The sequence below is a fragment of the Mesorhizobium sp. M0618 genome, from assembly GCF_040320765.1.
GTDB lineage: Bacteria > Pseudomonadota > Alphaproteobacteria > Rhizobiales > Rhizobiaceae > Mesorhizobium.
This window is the reverse complement of the sequence record NZ_JAMYQH010000013.1, coordinates 85,182-102,542: the sequence shown is the minus strand read 5'-3', so window position 1 is coordinate 102,542 and position 17,361 is coordinate 85,182. Positions and strand designations below refer to the sequence as shown.

General features: G+C 59.9%; 10 protein-coding genes and 1 pseudogene. 3 read left to right on the top strand and 8 right to left on the bottom strand.

The window, feature by feature from the left end:
* Positions 1 to 100: 100 nt before the first annotated feature.
* From NKJ04_RS15910 to NKJ04_RS15880, 7 genes and pseudogenes are all read right to left on the bottom strand, one after another.
* Positions 101 to 3,970 carry a CHAT domain-containing protein gene (locus NKJ04_RS15910; RefSeq protein WP_352676200.1) on the bottom strand — a complete coding sequence of 1,290 codons (3,870 nt, stop codon included), beginning with the start codon at positions 3,968 to 3,970 and terminating at the stop codon, positions 101 to 103.
* A gap of 487 nt (positions 3,971 to 4,457) precedes the next feature.
* A complete protein-coding gene (locus NKJ04_RS15905; protein WP_352676197.1) occupies positions 4,458 to 5,300 on the bottom strand; it encodes a hypothetical protein in 843 nt (280 codons plus the stop codon).
* 199 nt (positions 5,301 to 5,499) lie between these two features.
* Positions 5,500 to 5,829, bottom strand: a complete 330-nt coding sequence (locus tag NKJ04_RS15900; RefSeq protein WP_352676194.1) for a hypothetical protein — start codon at positions 5,827 to 5,829, stop codon at positions 5,500 to 5,502.
* A 96-nt stretch (positions 5,830 to 5,925) separates the two neighbouring features.
* Positions 5,926 to 6,129, bottom strand: a pseudogene (locus tag NKJ04_RS15895) (caspase family protein); the annotation flags it as partial.
* Between the two features lie 15 nt (positions 6,130 to 6,144).
* Positions 6,145 to 6,804 carry a caspase family protein gene (locus NKJ04_RS15890; protein ID WP_352676304.1) on the bottom strand — a complete coding sequence of 220 codons (660 nt, stop codon included), beginning with the start codon at positions 6,802 to 6,804 and terminating at the stop codon, positions 6,145 to 6,147.
* A 566-nt stretch (positions 6,805 to 7,370) separates the two neighbouring features.
* Positions 7,371 to 8,786: a mannose-1-phosphate guanylyltransferase/mannose-6-phosphate isomerase gene (locus NKJ04_RS15885; protein WP_023776443.1), complete on the bottom strand. Its 1,416-nt coding sequence runs from the start codon at positions 8,784 to 8,786 to the stop codon at positions 7,371 to 7,373.
* Between the two features lie 195 nt (positions 8,787 to 8,981).
* Positions 8,982 to 10,013, bottom strand: coding sequence for a nodulation protein NodZ (locus NKJ04_RS15880; RefSeq protein WP_352676191.1), 1,032 nt, complete (start codon positions 10,011 to 10,013; stop codon positions 8,982 to 8,984).
* Between the two features lie 972 nt (positions 10,014 to 10,985).
* Between NKJ04_RS15880 and gmd the strand changes: the two genes are divergently transcribed.
* From gmd to NKJ04_RS15865, 3 genes are all read left to right on the top strand, one after another.
* Positions 10,986 to 12,056 carry a GDP-mannose 4,6-dehydratase gene (gene gmd / locus NKJ04_RS15875; protein WP_023692482.1) on the top strand — a complete coding sequence of 357 codons (1,071 nt, stop codon included), beginning with the start codon at positions 10,986 to 10,988 and terminating at the stop codon, positions 12,054 to 12,056.
* A complete protein-coding gene (gene fcl, locus NKJ04_RS15870; protein ID WP_352676188.1) occupies positions 12,056 to 13,000 on the top strand; it encodes a GDP-L-fucose synthase in 945 nt (314 codons plus the stop codon). The genes gmd and fcl overlap by 1 nt, the downstream gene beginning before the upstream one ends.
* A gap of 352 nt (positions 13,001 to 13,352) precedes the next feature.
* Complete coding sequence (locus NKJ04_RS15865; protein WP_352676185.1) at positions 13,353 to 14,774, top strand: phosphomannomutase; 1,422 nt, start codon at positions 13,353 to 13,355, stop codon at positions 14,772 to 14,774.
* A 169-nt stretch (positions 14,775 to 14,943) separates the two neighbouring features.
* On the opposite strand, the gene NKJ04_RS15860 is transcribed toward NKJ04_RS15865, so the two are convergent.
* On the bottom strand, positions 14,944 to 17,340 hold the full coding sequence (locus tag NKJ04_RS15860) for a transketolase (protein WP_352676182.1): 2,397 nt from the start codon (positions 17,338 to 17,340) through the stop codon (positions 14,944 to 14,946).
* Positions 17,341 to 17,361 lie beyond the last annotated feature (21 nt).

Genomic DNA, 17,361 nt, shown 5'->3' with positions numbered 1-17,361 from the left:
CCTGGATCGCCTGCCGTAAAAGCATTTTGTCTACCGGCCATCGAAGCACCCCCTCGAGCCACCCTGCCTTGCGGAACAGGTTTGTCGGACTCCCCATCCGTCAAGAACTCTGCTCTGTCGCATTCGTGCCGGGCTGGCCGTTCACCAGCTTCAGTTCCGGATTGCCGAAGACCGTCATCGCCAATCCTCGCGCGGGATCTTGTGCAAAGCGCCCGTCAACAACCTTGTTCGCTTGAAAGTTCGCCTCGATCAGAGTTGCACCTGACGTCCATCGATCCAGAAACGTCGGTAGCCAGTGCGAGGGCACTCGAGCATCGAGCGGCCACGGAGATGCGATCACCGCTGAGCACCCCCGGTCCAGGATCTGCTTCGCTAGCCCGAGCGTGGTGTTTGCGGAGGGATGCTTATCCGCTCGCCCGCCGCTACACACAAAGAGCACGACGACGCCAACGTTGCGTAACGCATTGGCGAGATCAGCAGCTGTGACGCGAAGAACGCCTTCGTCCGACACGACTTGAAAATAGCGATCCTCGGGATGCACGCCGCCGTGGGCGGTGACCACGGCTAGCGTCGCTCCGGCGAAGGCACCTGGCAGCACCGGTCCATGGTCCACCGCGAAGCCGTGATCCTCGAAGGTCGGCTGAAGGCGTTCCGCGATCATCGGCAGGGTCTGACTGTCGCCACCAACCGCGGTTGAAATCCACGCGCACAACCGGCCGTCACCTGTGAATGCGGTCTCGCGGGCCCGCCCGAGCCACGCCAAGGACGGTGTCGCCGCCATCGGCCTGGTCCGACCAGCGAACTCGCCATCGACGAACAGAAGGTTCGGAGGGAACACCTGGAAGCTCGCGTCGGCGGCGACAACCACCGGCCCGTCCGGCAGCGCTGAAAGCCGGAGGTCCGCTGTCGTCGTATAGAACAAATTGGCTGAGACCTCGTCGATGCCATAGGCATAAGGGAACTTGGTCGCCCAGTGATTCAGTCGTTCCTTGAGGATAACGTCCGCCGGCTCCCTTACCGGCTCGCCGAGCTCGCCCGCGATTGTGGCCAACCGGACCAGATGCCCATCTTCGTCGAACCCGGCCTGAAGCACGTTGAGGCCTGCGCGTGAGACCGCGCGAGCGATCTCCGCCGTCTCACGGATAGACGCCGGGGCGGGTGCCGGAACAGCCGCCTCATCCCATCCGGGCACTGCGACGCCCCGGTCTGCCAGCAGGTCAAGAACGAAGGCAGTGTCTTTGGCGTCTTTGAGCAAGTCGTCTCCAGCAAGCGCGCGGCCGCCCGCAATCGCCAAGTTTCGCATGTCGAAGCCGACATCGTCGGAGTACCTCGCTGCACCGAGGGAACGCACCACTGCGAACAGCTGCTGGGCATCCGGCCTCGCCGCCGACATCGCGGCCAGCAGTTCGCCGAACGACCCTCGAGCGTGCTTCTGCAACTCCTTCAAAGTCGCTTCGGCGTCTGGCGGCACTGGAAGCCCTAGCAGGTGCGCGGTTCGGAGCAGCTGCCCGAGCATCGCTCCGGCAGGAGCAGTGTGGCCGTGATATCTCAGCACATCACACCCATTCGCGACGACATCAACCAGCAGCGCCGTCAACGCCGCATCATGGTCCCCCGCGGCCTTTAGTGTCATCTGCCGAAGCTGTAGTTCCAGGGTGTCGAGCTGATGCGCATAGTGCTCGTGCAGATCCATTCGATGGAGCAGGTCTCGTGCCTTATCGATCGCAGTTCGAGCCTGATCGTGCAGGCCACAGTTCCGGAACAGGCGAGCAACCCCGGTAATCTCTTGATAAATTTCCTCCTCGTCACCGCCAGTATCAGCTGCGAGCGTGCAGGCAATCGCCAACAGCGCTTCGATGGAGTCGCCTGTTCGAGCATAGACATCCGCCATTGCGAACCAGCCGAGGCGTCGTCGCCGCGCGGTCGCCGCGCCATTCATAAGCGCCTGCTCGGCCAAATCCCGCGCCTGCTGAACATCCCCTGCGCTCGCGAGCTTGCCGGCGACGAGGCGGATGAGGCGTAGATCGTAATCCGGATCGCTGGAATGGGGTGCGACCGACGCGCCGAAAGCCAGCCAAGTCAACATCGCGCTCGTGTCGTCGCTCGCACCCGGCGGCGCGTATGTCAGATAACTCGCGACGGCCGAGACCACTTCGTCGGCCGGCTCCGTCAAAAGCTCGACGGGGAGGACAGAGCGCCCGATGACAAGCGGCTCTTCAGTCTTCATCCAGTTGAAAGCCGCCGTTAGAAACGGCTTGCGCCCCATTAGCCATTCCATACCGGCTCGACCAGGAGCCCCACCTTTGCGCAGCTCAATGGGTCGGGACGCGAGCTGGAGCACCAGCACCGCCATGAGGGCCAAACCCGTCGTTCCGGCGACCCCGGGCTGCAAAAGCCGGACGAGCCCCACGCGAAGCGCTCGGTTGTCGGGGTTCGAGGCCAGCCTCTCGATAAGATCAAGGACCGCAGCCTGAAAGCGGTCACGATCGACAGGCCAACCGCCGTCTTTGCTCGACACCAGGAGCAGCGCCTCAAGTGTCTCGAGGAGCAATCTCTCGCCGTGACGGGCCTGCCCTGGCGTGGACGGTAGAGGTCTCACAAGCTCGAAAGCGTGCACCACAAGCTTTCGCACGAGTGCATCGCTCACGCTCGCCATCCTGTAGGCCTCCGCCATCGCAGCATCGCGACCAGCCTCGGCAATCAGAGCGTGATAGTCGGGCACTGGGTGACCTGACAGGCGTAGCGCGAGCGTGTCGAAAAACTCCGCACCCTTTTCGTCGGTGAGTTCCTCACGAGCGACCTTGGCCGCCCCGACATAGTCGCGTTTGCGCACCAGCTGCTTCAGCCGTCGACGCTGGAGACTGGCACTTCCCGGAAAGAGTGCTTCCAGACGGGCTGCCGTTCTTTCCTCCAGATCATCCAAGCCGGCATCGCTCGTCGTCGCGAGGGCGCTCTCCAAGTCTTCGCGGCTTTCAAGAGCGTCGATGATGGGAACAAGAAGCTGGCCTGCCAAACGTGACGCGTTTGCATCCTCCGCCACCCGAGCGAGCTTCACGCGTGCGCTGGGGTCGAGATCGGAGCCGACCTCAAGTCGCTCGCGAATCGCCTGCAGCGCACGCTCCAAGTGGCCGGCTCGATACAGCAGCTGAATGCGCAGATAATCCTTCTGCCGCTCCAGAGACGCCGGCAGCCTGTCGACATCCTGCAGCGCCTGACCAAGGCGTCCCTCACGGATCCACGCGTCCCACCGATCGACGTGCGTTGCTAAGATGGTCTGAGGATCGTCGTCACTGCTCGATCCCATCACGCCGCAGCCTTCGATCGTCAGAAGGAGATCGGCCAAGGCCTGACGGCGAGGGCTGAGCTCATCGGCGTCCAGGGCGACATAGAGTCGGTTCTCGCCTGCCAGGCTGGTCGCAGCGGAGGCTAGCGCGTGCAGCTGAGGAGCCCAAAAGTCTTCCGCCCGGAGCGGGCTTTCGGCTCCGGGTGCGATGTACGGGACCACCTGATCATCACGATAACTGGCGGCTTCCATGACGATGACCGCCGTCCTCTCCGGCTGTGCGTCGATGAGATCGAGCACGGACCGATGGCGCCGGTCATTTGCGACAACGACATCGAAGCGCGACCTGAGAGCTTCCAACTCCTTAGGTTGCAGCTCACGTTCTGCCAGCGCGTTGAAACTGTCACGGAATTGGGCCAATGCGGCCTCGACGGTGGTCGCCCTGTCGGTGCCGGGAGGCGCGATCACAACCCATCGACGTACCGCGGGTCGGCGCTCTTCGTCGAACAAACCCGTAAGTACAGATGCCAGCATGCCAGCACGGATGATCGGCGTACCGAAATCCAGGTTGAAGATATCGGCGCCCCCGAAGATGTTTGGGTTGCGTGCGATGAAGTCCTGGATTTCTCGACCAGCGACTGCGTGATCGTCACGCTTGATGTTCACAGCTCGACGCTCGTCAGACATTCGGTACAGCTCCAGTTGGTAGACGCCACTAAGGCGGGATTCGAGACTCGAATAATGCGGTGAGCAGGCTGCTTCTACCTCTAGTAGAGACCGGCCGGTTCTCTCACCGAAAATCCGCGTTGTGACCCCGATCGCCTCCAACGACAGGTCAGGGATGTAGATATGGCGCACCTTCGCCGGCCGTGGGTCTAGGTCGCGATAGTCCGGGCCGCCTCCGTGCTTGGCCTCGTCACAGAGCCTGCGCAGCAGCGGGAACGCCTCACCGCGATCACCAACGCTGCCGAGCAGCGCTCTTTCGGGCAGAGTCTCTCATCGGGCTCAAGCTGCCCGCGGAGGAATGCCGCTCGTGCTTGGCCAGGCGAATGTCCGCTTGTGGGCTAAGGGCTTGCATAATGCAACGACTGCGATGAAGCGCTTCACCGACGGCTTGCTTATGAACACAAGCAAAGTCGCGTAACGAAGATGCTCTTCACCGTTGACAACGCTATCAAAGCATTGCCTCGACTGCCTTATGAATGGCTAGCACGTCCGCTTTTACGCCCCACTCCATTTCCAGGCGCGCTGTCACCTTCGATTCTAGGTGCCCCGCGTCTATTCCGTTATTGCGAGGCGCGCTTTGAATGTCCCGGACGATCCAATGGACTGCGTCCTCAAGCGAGAGCGTGTCTGCCACGATATCGTCGACGTGCCGGAGACACACTCTGAGCAGGTTCATTACCCCCAAGGCCAAATCGGGCGTTAGCTGGATGCCGGCAAGGGTCCGGAAGTCGACCCCATGAAGATCGGTACGTCCATTGTTCCAGAATTTGTTGAGCGGGGTCCCGTGGGACCGAATGTAGGTCGCAAAAGCAGATGTTGGTTTGGCGTTCACATGGGCAAAGTGGTTGCGGAGATGTCTGAAGTAACCAAGCGTTTTGAAGTACCCAGATGTTGGATCAGAGCCCTTCCACCGACAGACCTTGAGGCGCAGTTGCTCTTCTTCGGCATCATCAAATATCGGGTCGCCGGATGTCGTGACGAGGCTCTCTCTCAGGTTTTGCACGTCGGACATGTAGGCAAGTAGGTGTTCGACGGATGCCACCACACCCATTTGAAGAGCAACCAGCTCGGCCTCACCTGCGAAGGTGGCGAGATCCGATACTGATCGAAAGATAGAAGCTGCGTACGGGTTATTGGGAAATGCCGCGGTTGAGAACTCCTTTGGGATTGCGTTGACCATTGGCGCGAGGCGATTGGCGAAATCCCACTGCTGAAGCGCGGAAAAGCAAATCTGATCGTTCACGCATATGAGCTGCTTGAGAAAGCGGCTCGCTAGCGGTGTCTTCTTCATCTGGACCCTCTGGCACGGCGGTAGCATTGTGAGCCTGGTTTAGCAAAAGGGGCGGCAGACGTCGCCGCAGCCCAGCCCAAGCTTGAAGCTGCGGGGAAGACCATGGTTTGGCCGCCATCCGCCGCCCCACTACCACATTCTGACGCGACTTCGTTCAGCCAACACGTACCCAGCGGCCAACTCGCTTCCAAGCCGACACTCAGGTCGCGTGTCCGCTTTCGAGAAATCCCCGGCGCACTTCGAACGACCGGAATGAGGCGCGTTCCCGCCTGGCAGCTTTGGGGCCGACTGCGGACTGTCCTCTTTCGGCTGTGAATTGGCGAATAGCTGCCATTAGATGCTGGTAGGAACCACCACTTTTGACCCCAAGTCGGATGCTTTCCTCAAGTTGTATCATGGTTTGATGATGTACCGCCGCCATCCCGTCTCTTTCCTCGAAGGCTAGTCGCCGCCGCCGATCGACAGACTGAAGAACATCGACGCAATCTTGCTCGCGGTTTCCCCAAAAGATATTGTCCAGCTGCGCCATTTGCTTGACCATTTCTGAAGCTGGACTTCCGTCTTCCTGCCGAAGGCATGCGACATTGGCTTGAACGAGACATCGCTGACCCCGGGGCCGAGCGGATTAGCGCAACGCCTTGAGCTCGCGGTGGGCAGGGAATTCGTCCAGTGCCGCGTCGATCACGCTCTCGCGCGAAATGCTGCCGCCACCGCCCAGGGAGATCAGGCGGAGCGCGGCGAACCACTGCGCTCGTCCGTTGCCGCTCAGCCTGAGGCGCGAGACGTCGCCCCCCGCCCGCAGCCAGATGTCCTGGTCCGTCGGGCCGAGCGGGAAGAGGTCCCCTCATGATCTGCTCGAGGTCCCGGTGGCGCTGATTGACGCCCGGCGAGATCGACTTGGTGCCGCCGAGCGCGAGTGCGACGGGGAAGTTCTCCTCAAGGTCGCTAGCCTTGAACACTGGGTGCTGCCTTCCCGGGACGGACTGCCTGACCGTCTCAGACACGTGGTTGAACAGGTCAAATACCCGATGGTCCCGTCGCTGGCGGCGGTGGCAGCGCCCTTGAGGCCGGAGAGCATCGCGGTCGTGAACACGCTGTTCCGCTCGCGTCTGAGCACCAGAGACGTCTCGGTCGCACGCGACGACGCGAGCACAACCCGGCCTGTCCCCCGCGCCAGTTTCCGCAGAGACTTCTCGTCGAACCCTTCGTCGTTCCCGTCCTGCCCATCATCGCCCAGGCCGGACTTAAGCGTGGCGGTGCCGGCGGCATGGCACGCGTCGACGACGAGGATGACCCGCGGTGCCTTGATGGCGGCGATCGCAGCGGACAGCTCGGCCTCGCCGAGCGACGTTCCTGCGACGTCCGTGAGCTTGCAATCGTAGGGGAGGAGCGCGCTCGTCGCCTCGGCGCCACTGCCGATGCGCGCCCCGTGGCCCGAGAAGAAGATCGCGACGGTGTCGTCGGCGGTCGCGGTCGCCGCGAGGTAGGCAAGCGCTTTGCGGATGTTTTCGAGCGTGGACGCGTCGTCGGTGAGGACAGTGACGTTCGCCTCCGGATATCTGCGGCGGTCTGGTGTTCCAGCTTAGCGATGGAAGTCGTCTCGTTCGAACCGTGGTTCCGATGGCCTTTCAATCAGCGCTTGCCGGGATCATGCTTGCCGCAGACCTGGTCAAGCATAGTGCGGGTTTTCCGATGAGTCGGACAACCAGCACTCGCGTGAATCTACTGCGCCCCCCTTGGTTCTCACCTCCATGATCCGAAAGCCAAAGATTCCAGCGGCCGCTGCATCTGCAGCGATGAGGATTTCATTGCCGCCTACAGGCTGAAACACGGCTGTGCCGTTGGACAGCTGAGCAACGGGTCCGCCTAAGAAATATCTGAAGTCTTCGTTACCGCGGACGGCGAGCTGTCAAGAGCTCACCGATGTTTTCGACCACGATCGAGTGCCTGATGAGAGTGCGGGCGGATACTATGACACGCTCGGCCCGCTGCTTGCCAATGTCAGGCCCAGAACCCACGACAGAGATCCTTGAGCGACGGCTCGCCGTTTAACGTTTTTTGTACTGTTATCTACGTTCGACCATATTCGTCGTCGAAGCGAACGATATCATCCTCGGCGAGATAATCGCCGCTCTGCACTTCAATGATAACCAGGTCAATTCTGCCTGGGTTCTCGAGCCGATGCTTATGGCCGCAGGGGATGTAAGTAGATTCGTTTGTCCCCAGGAACAACTCCTGCTCGCCATTGACGATTTTGGCGGAGCCGCTGACCACGACCCAGTGCTCCGAACGATGATAGTGCATCTGCAGGCTCAACTGGCGACCGGGCTTCACCTCGATGCGTTTGATCTTGAAGCGCTCGCCTTCCTCCAGAACCGTATAGGTACCCCAGGGCCGGTGTACCGTGCTATGGACCAGATGAGCTTCATGTCCCGAAGCCTTGAGGCCCTCGAAGAGCTTCTTAACGTCCTGAACGCGGTCGCGGGATGTGACAAGCAAAGCGTCCGGAGAATCCACGATCACCAGATCGCTTACGCCCACCGTGCCGATGACGCGCTTGTCGGAGCTCACATAGGTGCCGGTCGTGTCGACCATATGCACATCGCCGCGTATCCTGTTCCCGCTTTCGTCGGGGGCGATCAAATCGGCCATTGCGTTCCAGGATCCGATGTCGTTCCAATCCATGTCGCAGGGAACCACGGCAAGTCTGTTAGTCTTCTCCATGACAGCGTGGTCGAGCGAGATTCGCGGCGCGGAACCGAAATGCTCAGGCGCGAGTTCGATTTTGGCAAAGCCTTGGCATTGACTGGCGCGGCCGTTCTCGTAGCTGTCGGCGACGGCCTGGAGCACCTCGGGACAATGCAAAACCATCTCGTCGAGCATGGTTTGCGCACTGAAGCAGAAGATGCCGGCGTTCCAGAAGAAGCATTTGGACGCGACATAGGCTTTGGCTGTCTCCAGATCCGGTTTTTCAACGAAACGGACGACGTTCTCACCATCTGCTTCGATGTAGCCGAATGCGGTTTCCGGTCTGGTTGGGGTGATGCCCAATGTGGCGATCCGCCCGAGCTTCGCATGTTCCATGGCCAGGCCCATGACGTCTAGAAACGCAGGCAGGTTGCTAATCAGGTGATCGGCCGGGAAGACGCACAGGATCGCGTCAGGGCCTTGCGTTGCCCTCGCATGGATCGCGGCTGCAGCCACGGCGGCGGCCGTATCCCGAGCTTCGGGCTCGAGCAGAAAGGTGCGTGGCAGGACCACGGAATCCAGTTCGTCAAATTCGTCCTTGGTCAGGAAGAGGTGGTCCCCGGATGTCACAGCGACGAGTTCCACGACACCTTCTATCGAAGCGGCGCGCAGCACAGTGTGCTGAATGAGAGAATATCCATCCGCTACTTTGAGGAAAGGTTTGGGGTGCGATTGCCTTGAGGCGGGCCATAGCCGCGATCCGGCTCCGCCGCTGATGATCACGGGAATGACTTTCATAACCAACCTCAATCTCGTCTCTGGAGTGATCGCCCGCGTTCTTTCGAGCGTCAGCGTCACGATCGCCGTCGCTCTGGCTTGTCTGCGGCCCCCGCGTAACAGCGAAGTTCTGGCGCGTTGCGGGCGGCGTCAGATGACGACGCTATCGGTAATGTACGACGCCTCCACTGGCGTCGGTGAGAAATGCGCATTCAACTATGCCTGTTGGTTGCGTCTGCCGAATTGCGCAGGTGGCGGGTCATAACTGAGATCAGAGACTTGGCTGTCTTCTATCAAAGTCAAACGACTTGGCTCTTTCAGATCGAATTCAATTACCCGTGGTGCGAAAAGGCGTGCATATCGTGTAAAGGCGCTCGTCGGGGGAAACCGAATTACGGTATCGCAGCGCCCGAGAAGATACATCTCAACGAGGGCGGAAATTCCGCCGTCAATCCCGAGTGCTGCAGTGTGTAAGGGGCCAGCTTGATTGGATCCGAAGTGCTTCGGGACAGTGAGCAGATCGGGAAACCTGGCCGACAGAAGATCCAGTATCCGCGCGCTGTCCGTGCATAAGAATAGCCGCACAGGCCTGGGGTGCGGTAACGCCTTAGCCTTGTCAATTGCAGCGCACACTTGCCGAACGGCGAGCTCCGGATCGGCCCAGTAGGGCGCATGCTCCATGATGTCTTCACCGTTACCGTGCCGAACATGAATCCCGATGATGCTGTGCCCCTCAAAACGTTCCTGATAAATGGCATCTATGCGGGCCTGAATTTCTGGCCGAGGCTGGACACTCTGGAACACCTGCCGCTCTGCATCCTCATCGCACCGCCACATCAGACAAGCGTCACACACTACTGTGTTCGCTTCGACATCGTGTTCGGCCTGAAAGAGCTCGCCCAACTCATCGCGCTCTTGGAAAATCTGCTCATCTGGCCGGTAAAGGCACTCGATCGCCGGCCTGTTCCACCACTCCGGGAAGAATGGACCAGGGAAGGAAACGTCGTTGATCCGGTCGTCGGAAATAGCCGGCACGCCAGCGATGTCATTGATCGGCTGGAAGAACACCGGAAACGCATTTGTGAAGGGTTGGTCGAGGTAGCAGGCCCCCCGCCAGTCGATGACTAGAGTTCGTCCCGACCGCTGCGCGTAGCGCCAAGCGGCCGCCAATGACCACAGACAATCACCGAACCCCGTACGCCTCCGAGAGACGACGAACCGGCGCTTTTCCAATCCACTAACATGCATTTTCGGAAATCTCGTTCAGAGAGGAGGTTGCCCGGTTTTGTATCCTTAGTCGACACGTAGACCCTGACGCCGGGGCTTGGCAGAGGCCGGGCCATAGGGCAGAAGAGCTCACTCAGCACTGCCCACTAATCCCGTGACGCTCGCACAGCTTGAAGCCGATGCCCTCGCTTCCGGTTCCGCCTTCTCTACTGGGCCTCCGCGGCATATGTAAAATCTATTGAGTGGATGCCGGCCATCCATGTGTTGGATGCCATGATGAAGGGACTCGGCTGACGCGGGCCCGGCCAATAGAGCCGAAACAGCCGGGAAACGCTGCGACACTGCCTGCCGGAGCAAATCGTTCCGTCGACGCCATACGCCAAGGGTGCAAGGCTGCATACAGCAACCGGTACCGGGCGAGATGAGGTCGACAGCTCGACGCGCCTGGAACCAGCTGATCGACAGAATCTGCAGTCTGCTCCCAAAGTTCTGCACGACCTGTGCCGGATGCTGTGGTGAGGGCTCGCGGCCACGAACGTCGTCCTCGCCCCGAACGGAAGCTCGCGCCTACGACTCCGGGCCGGCGATGCGCCCCCGCTGCTCGGTCGGACCATCCATTCTGTGGATGCACTTTATCCAAACAATCGATTTCACTGATCCAAACAATTCCCATTAGAAGACGCTGAAGCAAGAAAGAAAGGCGTCCTCACTCGCTGATGGATGAGCAAATCAGCTGCAAGGTGCTGGGAGTACATGTCGCTCACGCCGTGAGCTGAGCGGCACTCAGACCGCATGTACGAAGCCGACAGGTTAGCGGCGCAACTCTATTTTGCTGTGACTCCAAGCAAGAGGTGTGCTCGGCTGGCGGACTGTCAATGACGAGCTTCGCGCCGCATCTGTCGAAGTGCTCCATAGCGCACGGGGCTGGCCGCACATTCTGTCGGCCTGGCGAGCCGGAGCCGAAACTTTAAACTTTAATAGAGCAGGAATAGAATGGGCGATAGCAGGAAAGTTGCTCTTATTACGGGCATAACTGGACAGGATGGTGCCTATCTTGCCCGTCTTCTTCTCAAAAAAGGCTACATCGTTCATGGGATTAAGCGACGTTCCTCTTCCTTCAACACGGGTCGTATCGAAGACCTCTACCAAGACCCGCACGAATCCGATCCGCGCCTGATCTTGCATTACGGTGACCTCACTGATTCGACTAACCTCATCCGCGTGGTTCAGGAATCTCAGCCAGACGAAATTTACAACTTGGCTGCTCAGAGCCATGTGCAGGTGTCGTTCGAAACACCTGAGTACACAGCAAACGCGGACGGTATCGGTACATTGCGACTTCTTGAGGCGATTCGCCTCCTCGGTCTGACGGACAAGACCCGCTTCTATCAAGCCTCGACTTCGGAGCTATACGGCCTCGTGCAGTCCGTACCGCAGAACGAAACGACGCCCTTTTATCCGCGCAGCCCTTACGCCGCCGCCAAGCTCTACGCCTACTGGATGGTCGTCAATTATCGCGAGGGCTATGGTATGCACGCTTCCAACGGCATTCTTTTTAATCACGAAAGCCCCCTTCGTGGCGAAACTTTTGTGACGCGCAAGATCAGCCGCGCTGCCGCTGCTATCTACCTGGGCAAGCAGGACAAGCTTTATCTCGGCAATCTCGATGCTCAACGCGATTGGGGCCATGCGCGTGAGTACGTGCGAGGTATGTGGATGATGATACAGCAGGATCAACCGGATGATTACGTGCTGGCTACGGGCAAAACGACTCCTGTCCGCCAATTCGTCGAGTGGGCTTTCGAAGATATCGGCGTCGAGATCGAATGGCGTGGCAAGGGTGTCGGCGAAAAGGGCTATGATGTAGCGAGCGGCAGATGCCTAGTCCAAGTGGACCCACGCTACTTCCGCCCCACGGAAGTCGATCTTCTCCTGGGTGACGCTACCAAGGCGAAGGAGAAGCTCGGCTGGGTGCATGAGACATCCGTGCGCGAGCTTGCTGCGGAAATGGTACGCGAAGACCTGAAGGTCATGCAGACATCTGTAGTCATGAAGGAAGCGTAATGTATGATCTGAACGGAAAAACCGTGTGGGTCGCTGGCCACAAAGGTATGGTGGGCAGCGCTGTTGTACGCCGACTCGCGTCTGAAGACTGCAAAGTTGTGGCCGCCCCTCGGGGAGAGCTAGACCTCAAGCGACAGACCGAAGTTGAAAACTTCGTGGCAGTGATGAAACCGGACGCTATCGTTATGGCGGCGGCAAAGGTAGGTGGTATTCTCGCGAACGCCACCTATCCGGTCGACTTTCTTTACGACAATCTGATGATCGAGGCCAATATCTTCGCGGCAGCCCACGAAAACAACGTCGACCGCGTCCTCTTCCTCGGCTCGTCTTGCATCTATCCGAAGATGGCACCACAGCCCATTCCTGAAAGCGCGCTGTTGACCGGGCCACTAGAGCGCACCAACGAATGCTACGCCGTCGCCAAGATCACCGGCATCAAAATGGCTCAAGCCTATCGCCAGCAATATGGCCGTGACTACATCTCCGCTATGCCGACGAATCTCTACGGGCCAGGCGACAATTATGACTTGCAGTCAAGCCACGTCATCCCAGCGCTGATCCGGAAAGCGCATGAAGCTAAGCTCATAAGTGATAAGCAAATCACCATCTGGGGCACGGGCACACCACGTCGGGAATTCATGCACGTCGACGACTGCGCCGACGCATTAGTCTTCCTTCTGAAGAACTACTCTGACCATGATCACGTGAATCTCGGCTGCGGACAGGACATCACGATCCTAGAGCTGACCAGAATGATCTGCCGTGTAGTCGGATTTGCCGGGGAGATCGCGCATGATCACTCTAGACCTGACGGTACACCGCGAAAGCTGATGAGCGTCGACAAGCTGCGCACTTTGGGATGGGCAGCAAAGATCACTCTCATGGAAGGCATCGAGAGTGTCTATCATGCATTTCTGAACGGGAGCTACACCGAACGGCGATAGATAAGAGGATTTGCTGCGTCTCAGGCCTGTACGCGTTTTCGGGACCCAGAGCTAATGTAGACTGAGACAATCACTCGATGACGATAGCGCTCATGTGAGCAAGCCGCGAGGAGCCCTGCCGGACCCGGACCCCATCCGCTCCAACCTCGTCGCCGTGAAGGTCACGGTGCGCTGCCCACGCCGGCGCCGACTGCGTCAATCCTCACAAGGGTAACCGTCGAGAACCGAACGCGTCTACGGTAACCGAATGTACTTCTTGTTCTCGTCCGAGGGATCTGTCGATGGGCATTCCGGACGAGCCAAAGTTTGAGCATGTTACCTTCAAAACCCGGTTAGCAACGTCGGATTTGGTATGAAATTCGGAACAAGTGGATTACGGGGCCTGGCGACAGAATTGGCAGGAGCCGCCTCTGCCCTATATGCAACGGCATTCGCGACATTCCTGCTGGAATCCGGCCTGGCCAGAATTGGCGACGAGATACTCATAGGGCGCGACTTTCGCGCCTCGAGTCCGGCCATCGCCGCCGTCTGTGCGGCGGCACTGTCTGCACTCGGCTTCATCGTAGTCGATTGCGGCGCAGTCCCCACCCCTGCCCTGGCACTGTATGCTCAGGCGCGTAAGAGTGGTTGTTTGATGATCACAGGCTCGCACATTCCGGCCGACCGTAATGGAATAAAATTCTATCGACCCGACGGTGAGATCGACAAGGGTGATGAGCGGGAGATAACGCGCATCGCCCTGCAGTTGGAGAAGCGCGGATACGTCCTTGAAGGTGCTGTTGCACGTCGGCAGCACCGGGAGGCCGAATGCAAGGCCTTTTTCATGGCGCGCAATCGAAAGCTTATGGAGATTAATGCTCTAAAGGGCTTAACGGTGGGCGTATATCAGCACAGCACAGTCGCGCGCGATCTTTTGGTTGACATTCTCTCATATCACTGTGCGACGGTCGTAACCCTGGGACGTTCGGAAGGTTTCATTCCTGTCGACACTGAAGCGGTTTCTGACGAGACTGCTCAACAGTTCAAGCTCTGGGCCAAAGAGCATCGGCTTGATGCGGTCGTCTCGGCAGATGGCGATGGTGACCGCCCACTGGTAGCTGACGACCACGGAGACCCCCTTCGCGGTGATTTGTTAGGCCTGATTACGGCGAACTTCCTGCAAGCGAAGGCAGTCGTCACGCCGGTCACATCAAACTCTGGTATCGAGACCGCAGGTTCTTTTAAAGTCGTGCGTACCAAGGTTGGATCGCCATTTGTTATTGCTGCCATGCTCGATTTGGTTGCGTCGGGTCACGAGCGCGTGGTTGGTTTCGAAGCAAACGGTGGTTTGTTGACCGGCACGGACTTTGACCCGAACGGAACTAAACTGCCAGCGCTACCTACACGCGACAGTTTTCTCCCCATCCTCGCGGCACTTTCCCTTGTAAATACAAGTGGGCAGCCACTGTCGGAGATTGGCAGTTCCTTTCAATTGCCGGCGGCGGCGGCGGATCGCTTGGAAAATTTTTCCGTCGAAAGCAGCACTCGCCTCATGACATACCTTCGTACAGCGGAAACTAACATCGCCGCCTTCGTCGGGTCGATTGGAGTGGTAAGCAAGGTTAGCGATGTTGACGGACTTCGTATCACTCTCGCGGATAAGCGTGTCTTGCATTTGCGTCCATCCGGAAATGCCCCGGAAATGCGGTGCTACGTCGAAGCCGAAAATCGGGAGGACGCGGAGCTTTTGCTCCAGACTGGATTGGATCGAATTCGTAATTGGGCGCAAGGCTAAATAAAAGCCGCCTCCCTGCGTATTCCCAGGTGACCCTGGGGGTCGCACAAGCTACTCAAGCGCGATCAGAACGTCCACAGTGTCCCGGCCCTGTCCGCTTTGAAGCGAACCGGAACGCCCGTGGAAACAGCCGATCCGTACCAGCCACGGAGCATCCGGTCGCTCATGGTCAAGGCAGCGCCTTCCGGTAGCGAACAGCCGGTCCCGCACTGACCGCCTGCGCCGCATGTACGATGGCGTTGGTGTCCAGGCCGTGGTGACGGTATAGGTCCGCAATAGTCCCCGTCTGGCCGAACTGCTCGACCCCGAGCGCCTTCACGCGATGCCCGTTAACCCCACCGAGCCACGCGAGCGTCGCCGGGTGGCCGTCGATCACGGTGACGATGCCGCAGTCACGCGATAGCGGCGCGAGCAGCCGCTCGATATGACTCAGGGCGCCAATCGCGCCACGCTGCCGGCCACGTTCCGCCGCCTGCCAGCCCGCATTAAGCCGGTCCGCGGAGGTGATCGCGAGCAGCCCGACATCGCGCCGGTCCTCCGCCAGAAGACCCGTCGCGGCAATCGCCTCCGGCGCGACGACGCCTTGATAAGCAATGACGACACTCGCGTTGGGCCCAGGCGGACGCAGCCAATAGGCGCCATTGACGATGTCCCGCGCGAGCGCCGGGTTCATGTCGCGCAGCGGCTGCTCGAGCGGCCGGGTTGACAGGCGAAGATAGACCGATCCTCCGGTCTGATCACGCAGCCACGTCGTCTCATCCGGATCCCCCTCGCCATTACGTTGCATGTAATCGAAGGCAAAGCGCATGATCACGGACAGTTCGTCGACGAAGGCCGGTTCGAAGGCGCAAAGCCCATCCTGCGCCATGCCGATCAATGGGGTGCCGATCGACTGGTGTGCTCCGCCCTCGGGCGCTAGCGTCACGCCCGAGGGCGTTGCGACCAGCATGAAGCGCGCATCCTGATAGCAGGCGTAGTTTAGCTGGTCGGCCGATCGGTAGATGAAGGGATCATAGACTGTCCCGATCGGCAGCAGGCGCACGCCATTGATCGAGTGCGAGAGACCGAGTGCCCCGAGCATGATCATCAGGTTCGACTCGGCGATCCCGAGCTCGAGGTGCTGCCCCTTCGACCCAAATTCCCAGGTAAAGGTCGACGGAATGCGTTCGGCCTTGAAGGTGTCCGCCATGGTCTCCCGGGCGAAAAGGCCGCGCCGGTTGACCCAGCCACCGAGATTGGTCGAGACCGTCACATCGGGCGAGGTGGTGACAATGCGGTCGGCAAGCAGACTGCGCTCGCGTGCGATGTCGTTCAGGATCTGGCCGAACCCCATCTGGGTCGAGAGCGGCTTGCCGGGCTGCCCCGGTGACGGAAGGGTTTCAGGCACCGGCACCGACGGCGCAGACAGCCTCCTACGCCCCTCACTGAAGAACGGCGCCTTTGCGAAGAAGGCGTCAAGTTCCGCTTCCGGCAAGGTGGCGGCCGCCCATTTGTCCCACTCCTCACCCCGCTTTACGCCCATTTGCAGGCGGTAGTCTTCCATCTGCGTGGGCGTCATCTGCCCCGCGTGGTTGTCCTTGTGTCCGGCAAGCGGCAGACCGTAGCCCTTGATGGTGTAACAGATGAAGCAGACGGGACGGTCATGCCTGGACGCCGCCTCGAAGGCTTCGAGGAGGCTCGGCATGTCATGCCCGCCAAGGTTCGTCATCAACGCCTGCAACTCGTCGTCGGAGCGGCGTTCGATCAGAGTGGTGACCGGCCCTTGGTCTCCGATCTCGTCGAGCAGCCGCTTGCGCCAGGCAGCACCCCCTTGGAAGGTCAGCGCCGAATAGAGCTGGTTCGGACAGCGCTCTATCCACTCGAGCAGCTTCTCGCCCCCCGGCTCGGCAAAGGCAGCCTCTTGCAGAGCGCCGTGGCGCAGGACCATCACGTCCCAGCCGAAGTTGCGAAAAATCTGCTCGAAACGCTGCCAGAGGCCCTCCCGGATCACGGCGTCGAGCGACTGGCGATTGTAGTCGACCACCCACCAGCAGTTCCTGAGCCCGTGCTTCCAGCCTTCGATCAGGGCCTCGTAGATGTTGCCCTCATCCATCTCGGCGTCGCCGATCAGGCTGACCATTCGGCCCTCGGCACGCTCCTTCATCCAGCCGTGACCCGAGACGTAGTCCTGCACCAGCGACGAGAACAGCGTCTGAGCAACGCCGAGACCCACCGACCCGGTCGAGAAGTCGACATCGTCGACATCCTTCGTCCGCGAAGGGTAGCTCTGCGCGCCCTTGTAGCCGCGGAAGTTCATGAGCTTTTCATGGGTCTGGTTGCCCGCCAGATACTGAAGTGCATGGAAGATCGGCGCCGCATGGGGTTTGACCGCCACCCGATCCTGCGGGCGCAGGACCGAACCGTAGAGCGCGGTCATGATGGTACTCAGCGACGCGGACGAGGCCTGATGCCCCCCGACCTTGATCTCATCGCCCTCGCGGACGTGGTTGGCGTGGTGGATCGTCCAGGCTGCGAGCCAGGAGACGCAGCGCTCGATCTCGTTCAGATATTCCAGTTTCCTCGTCATTCAGTTTCCCGCAAATCAGCT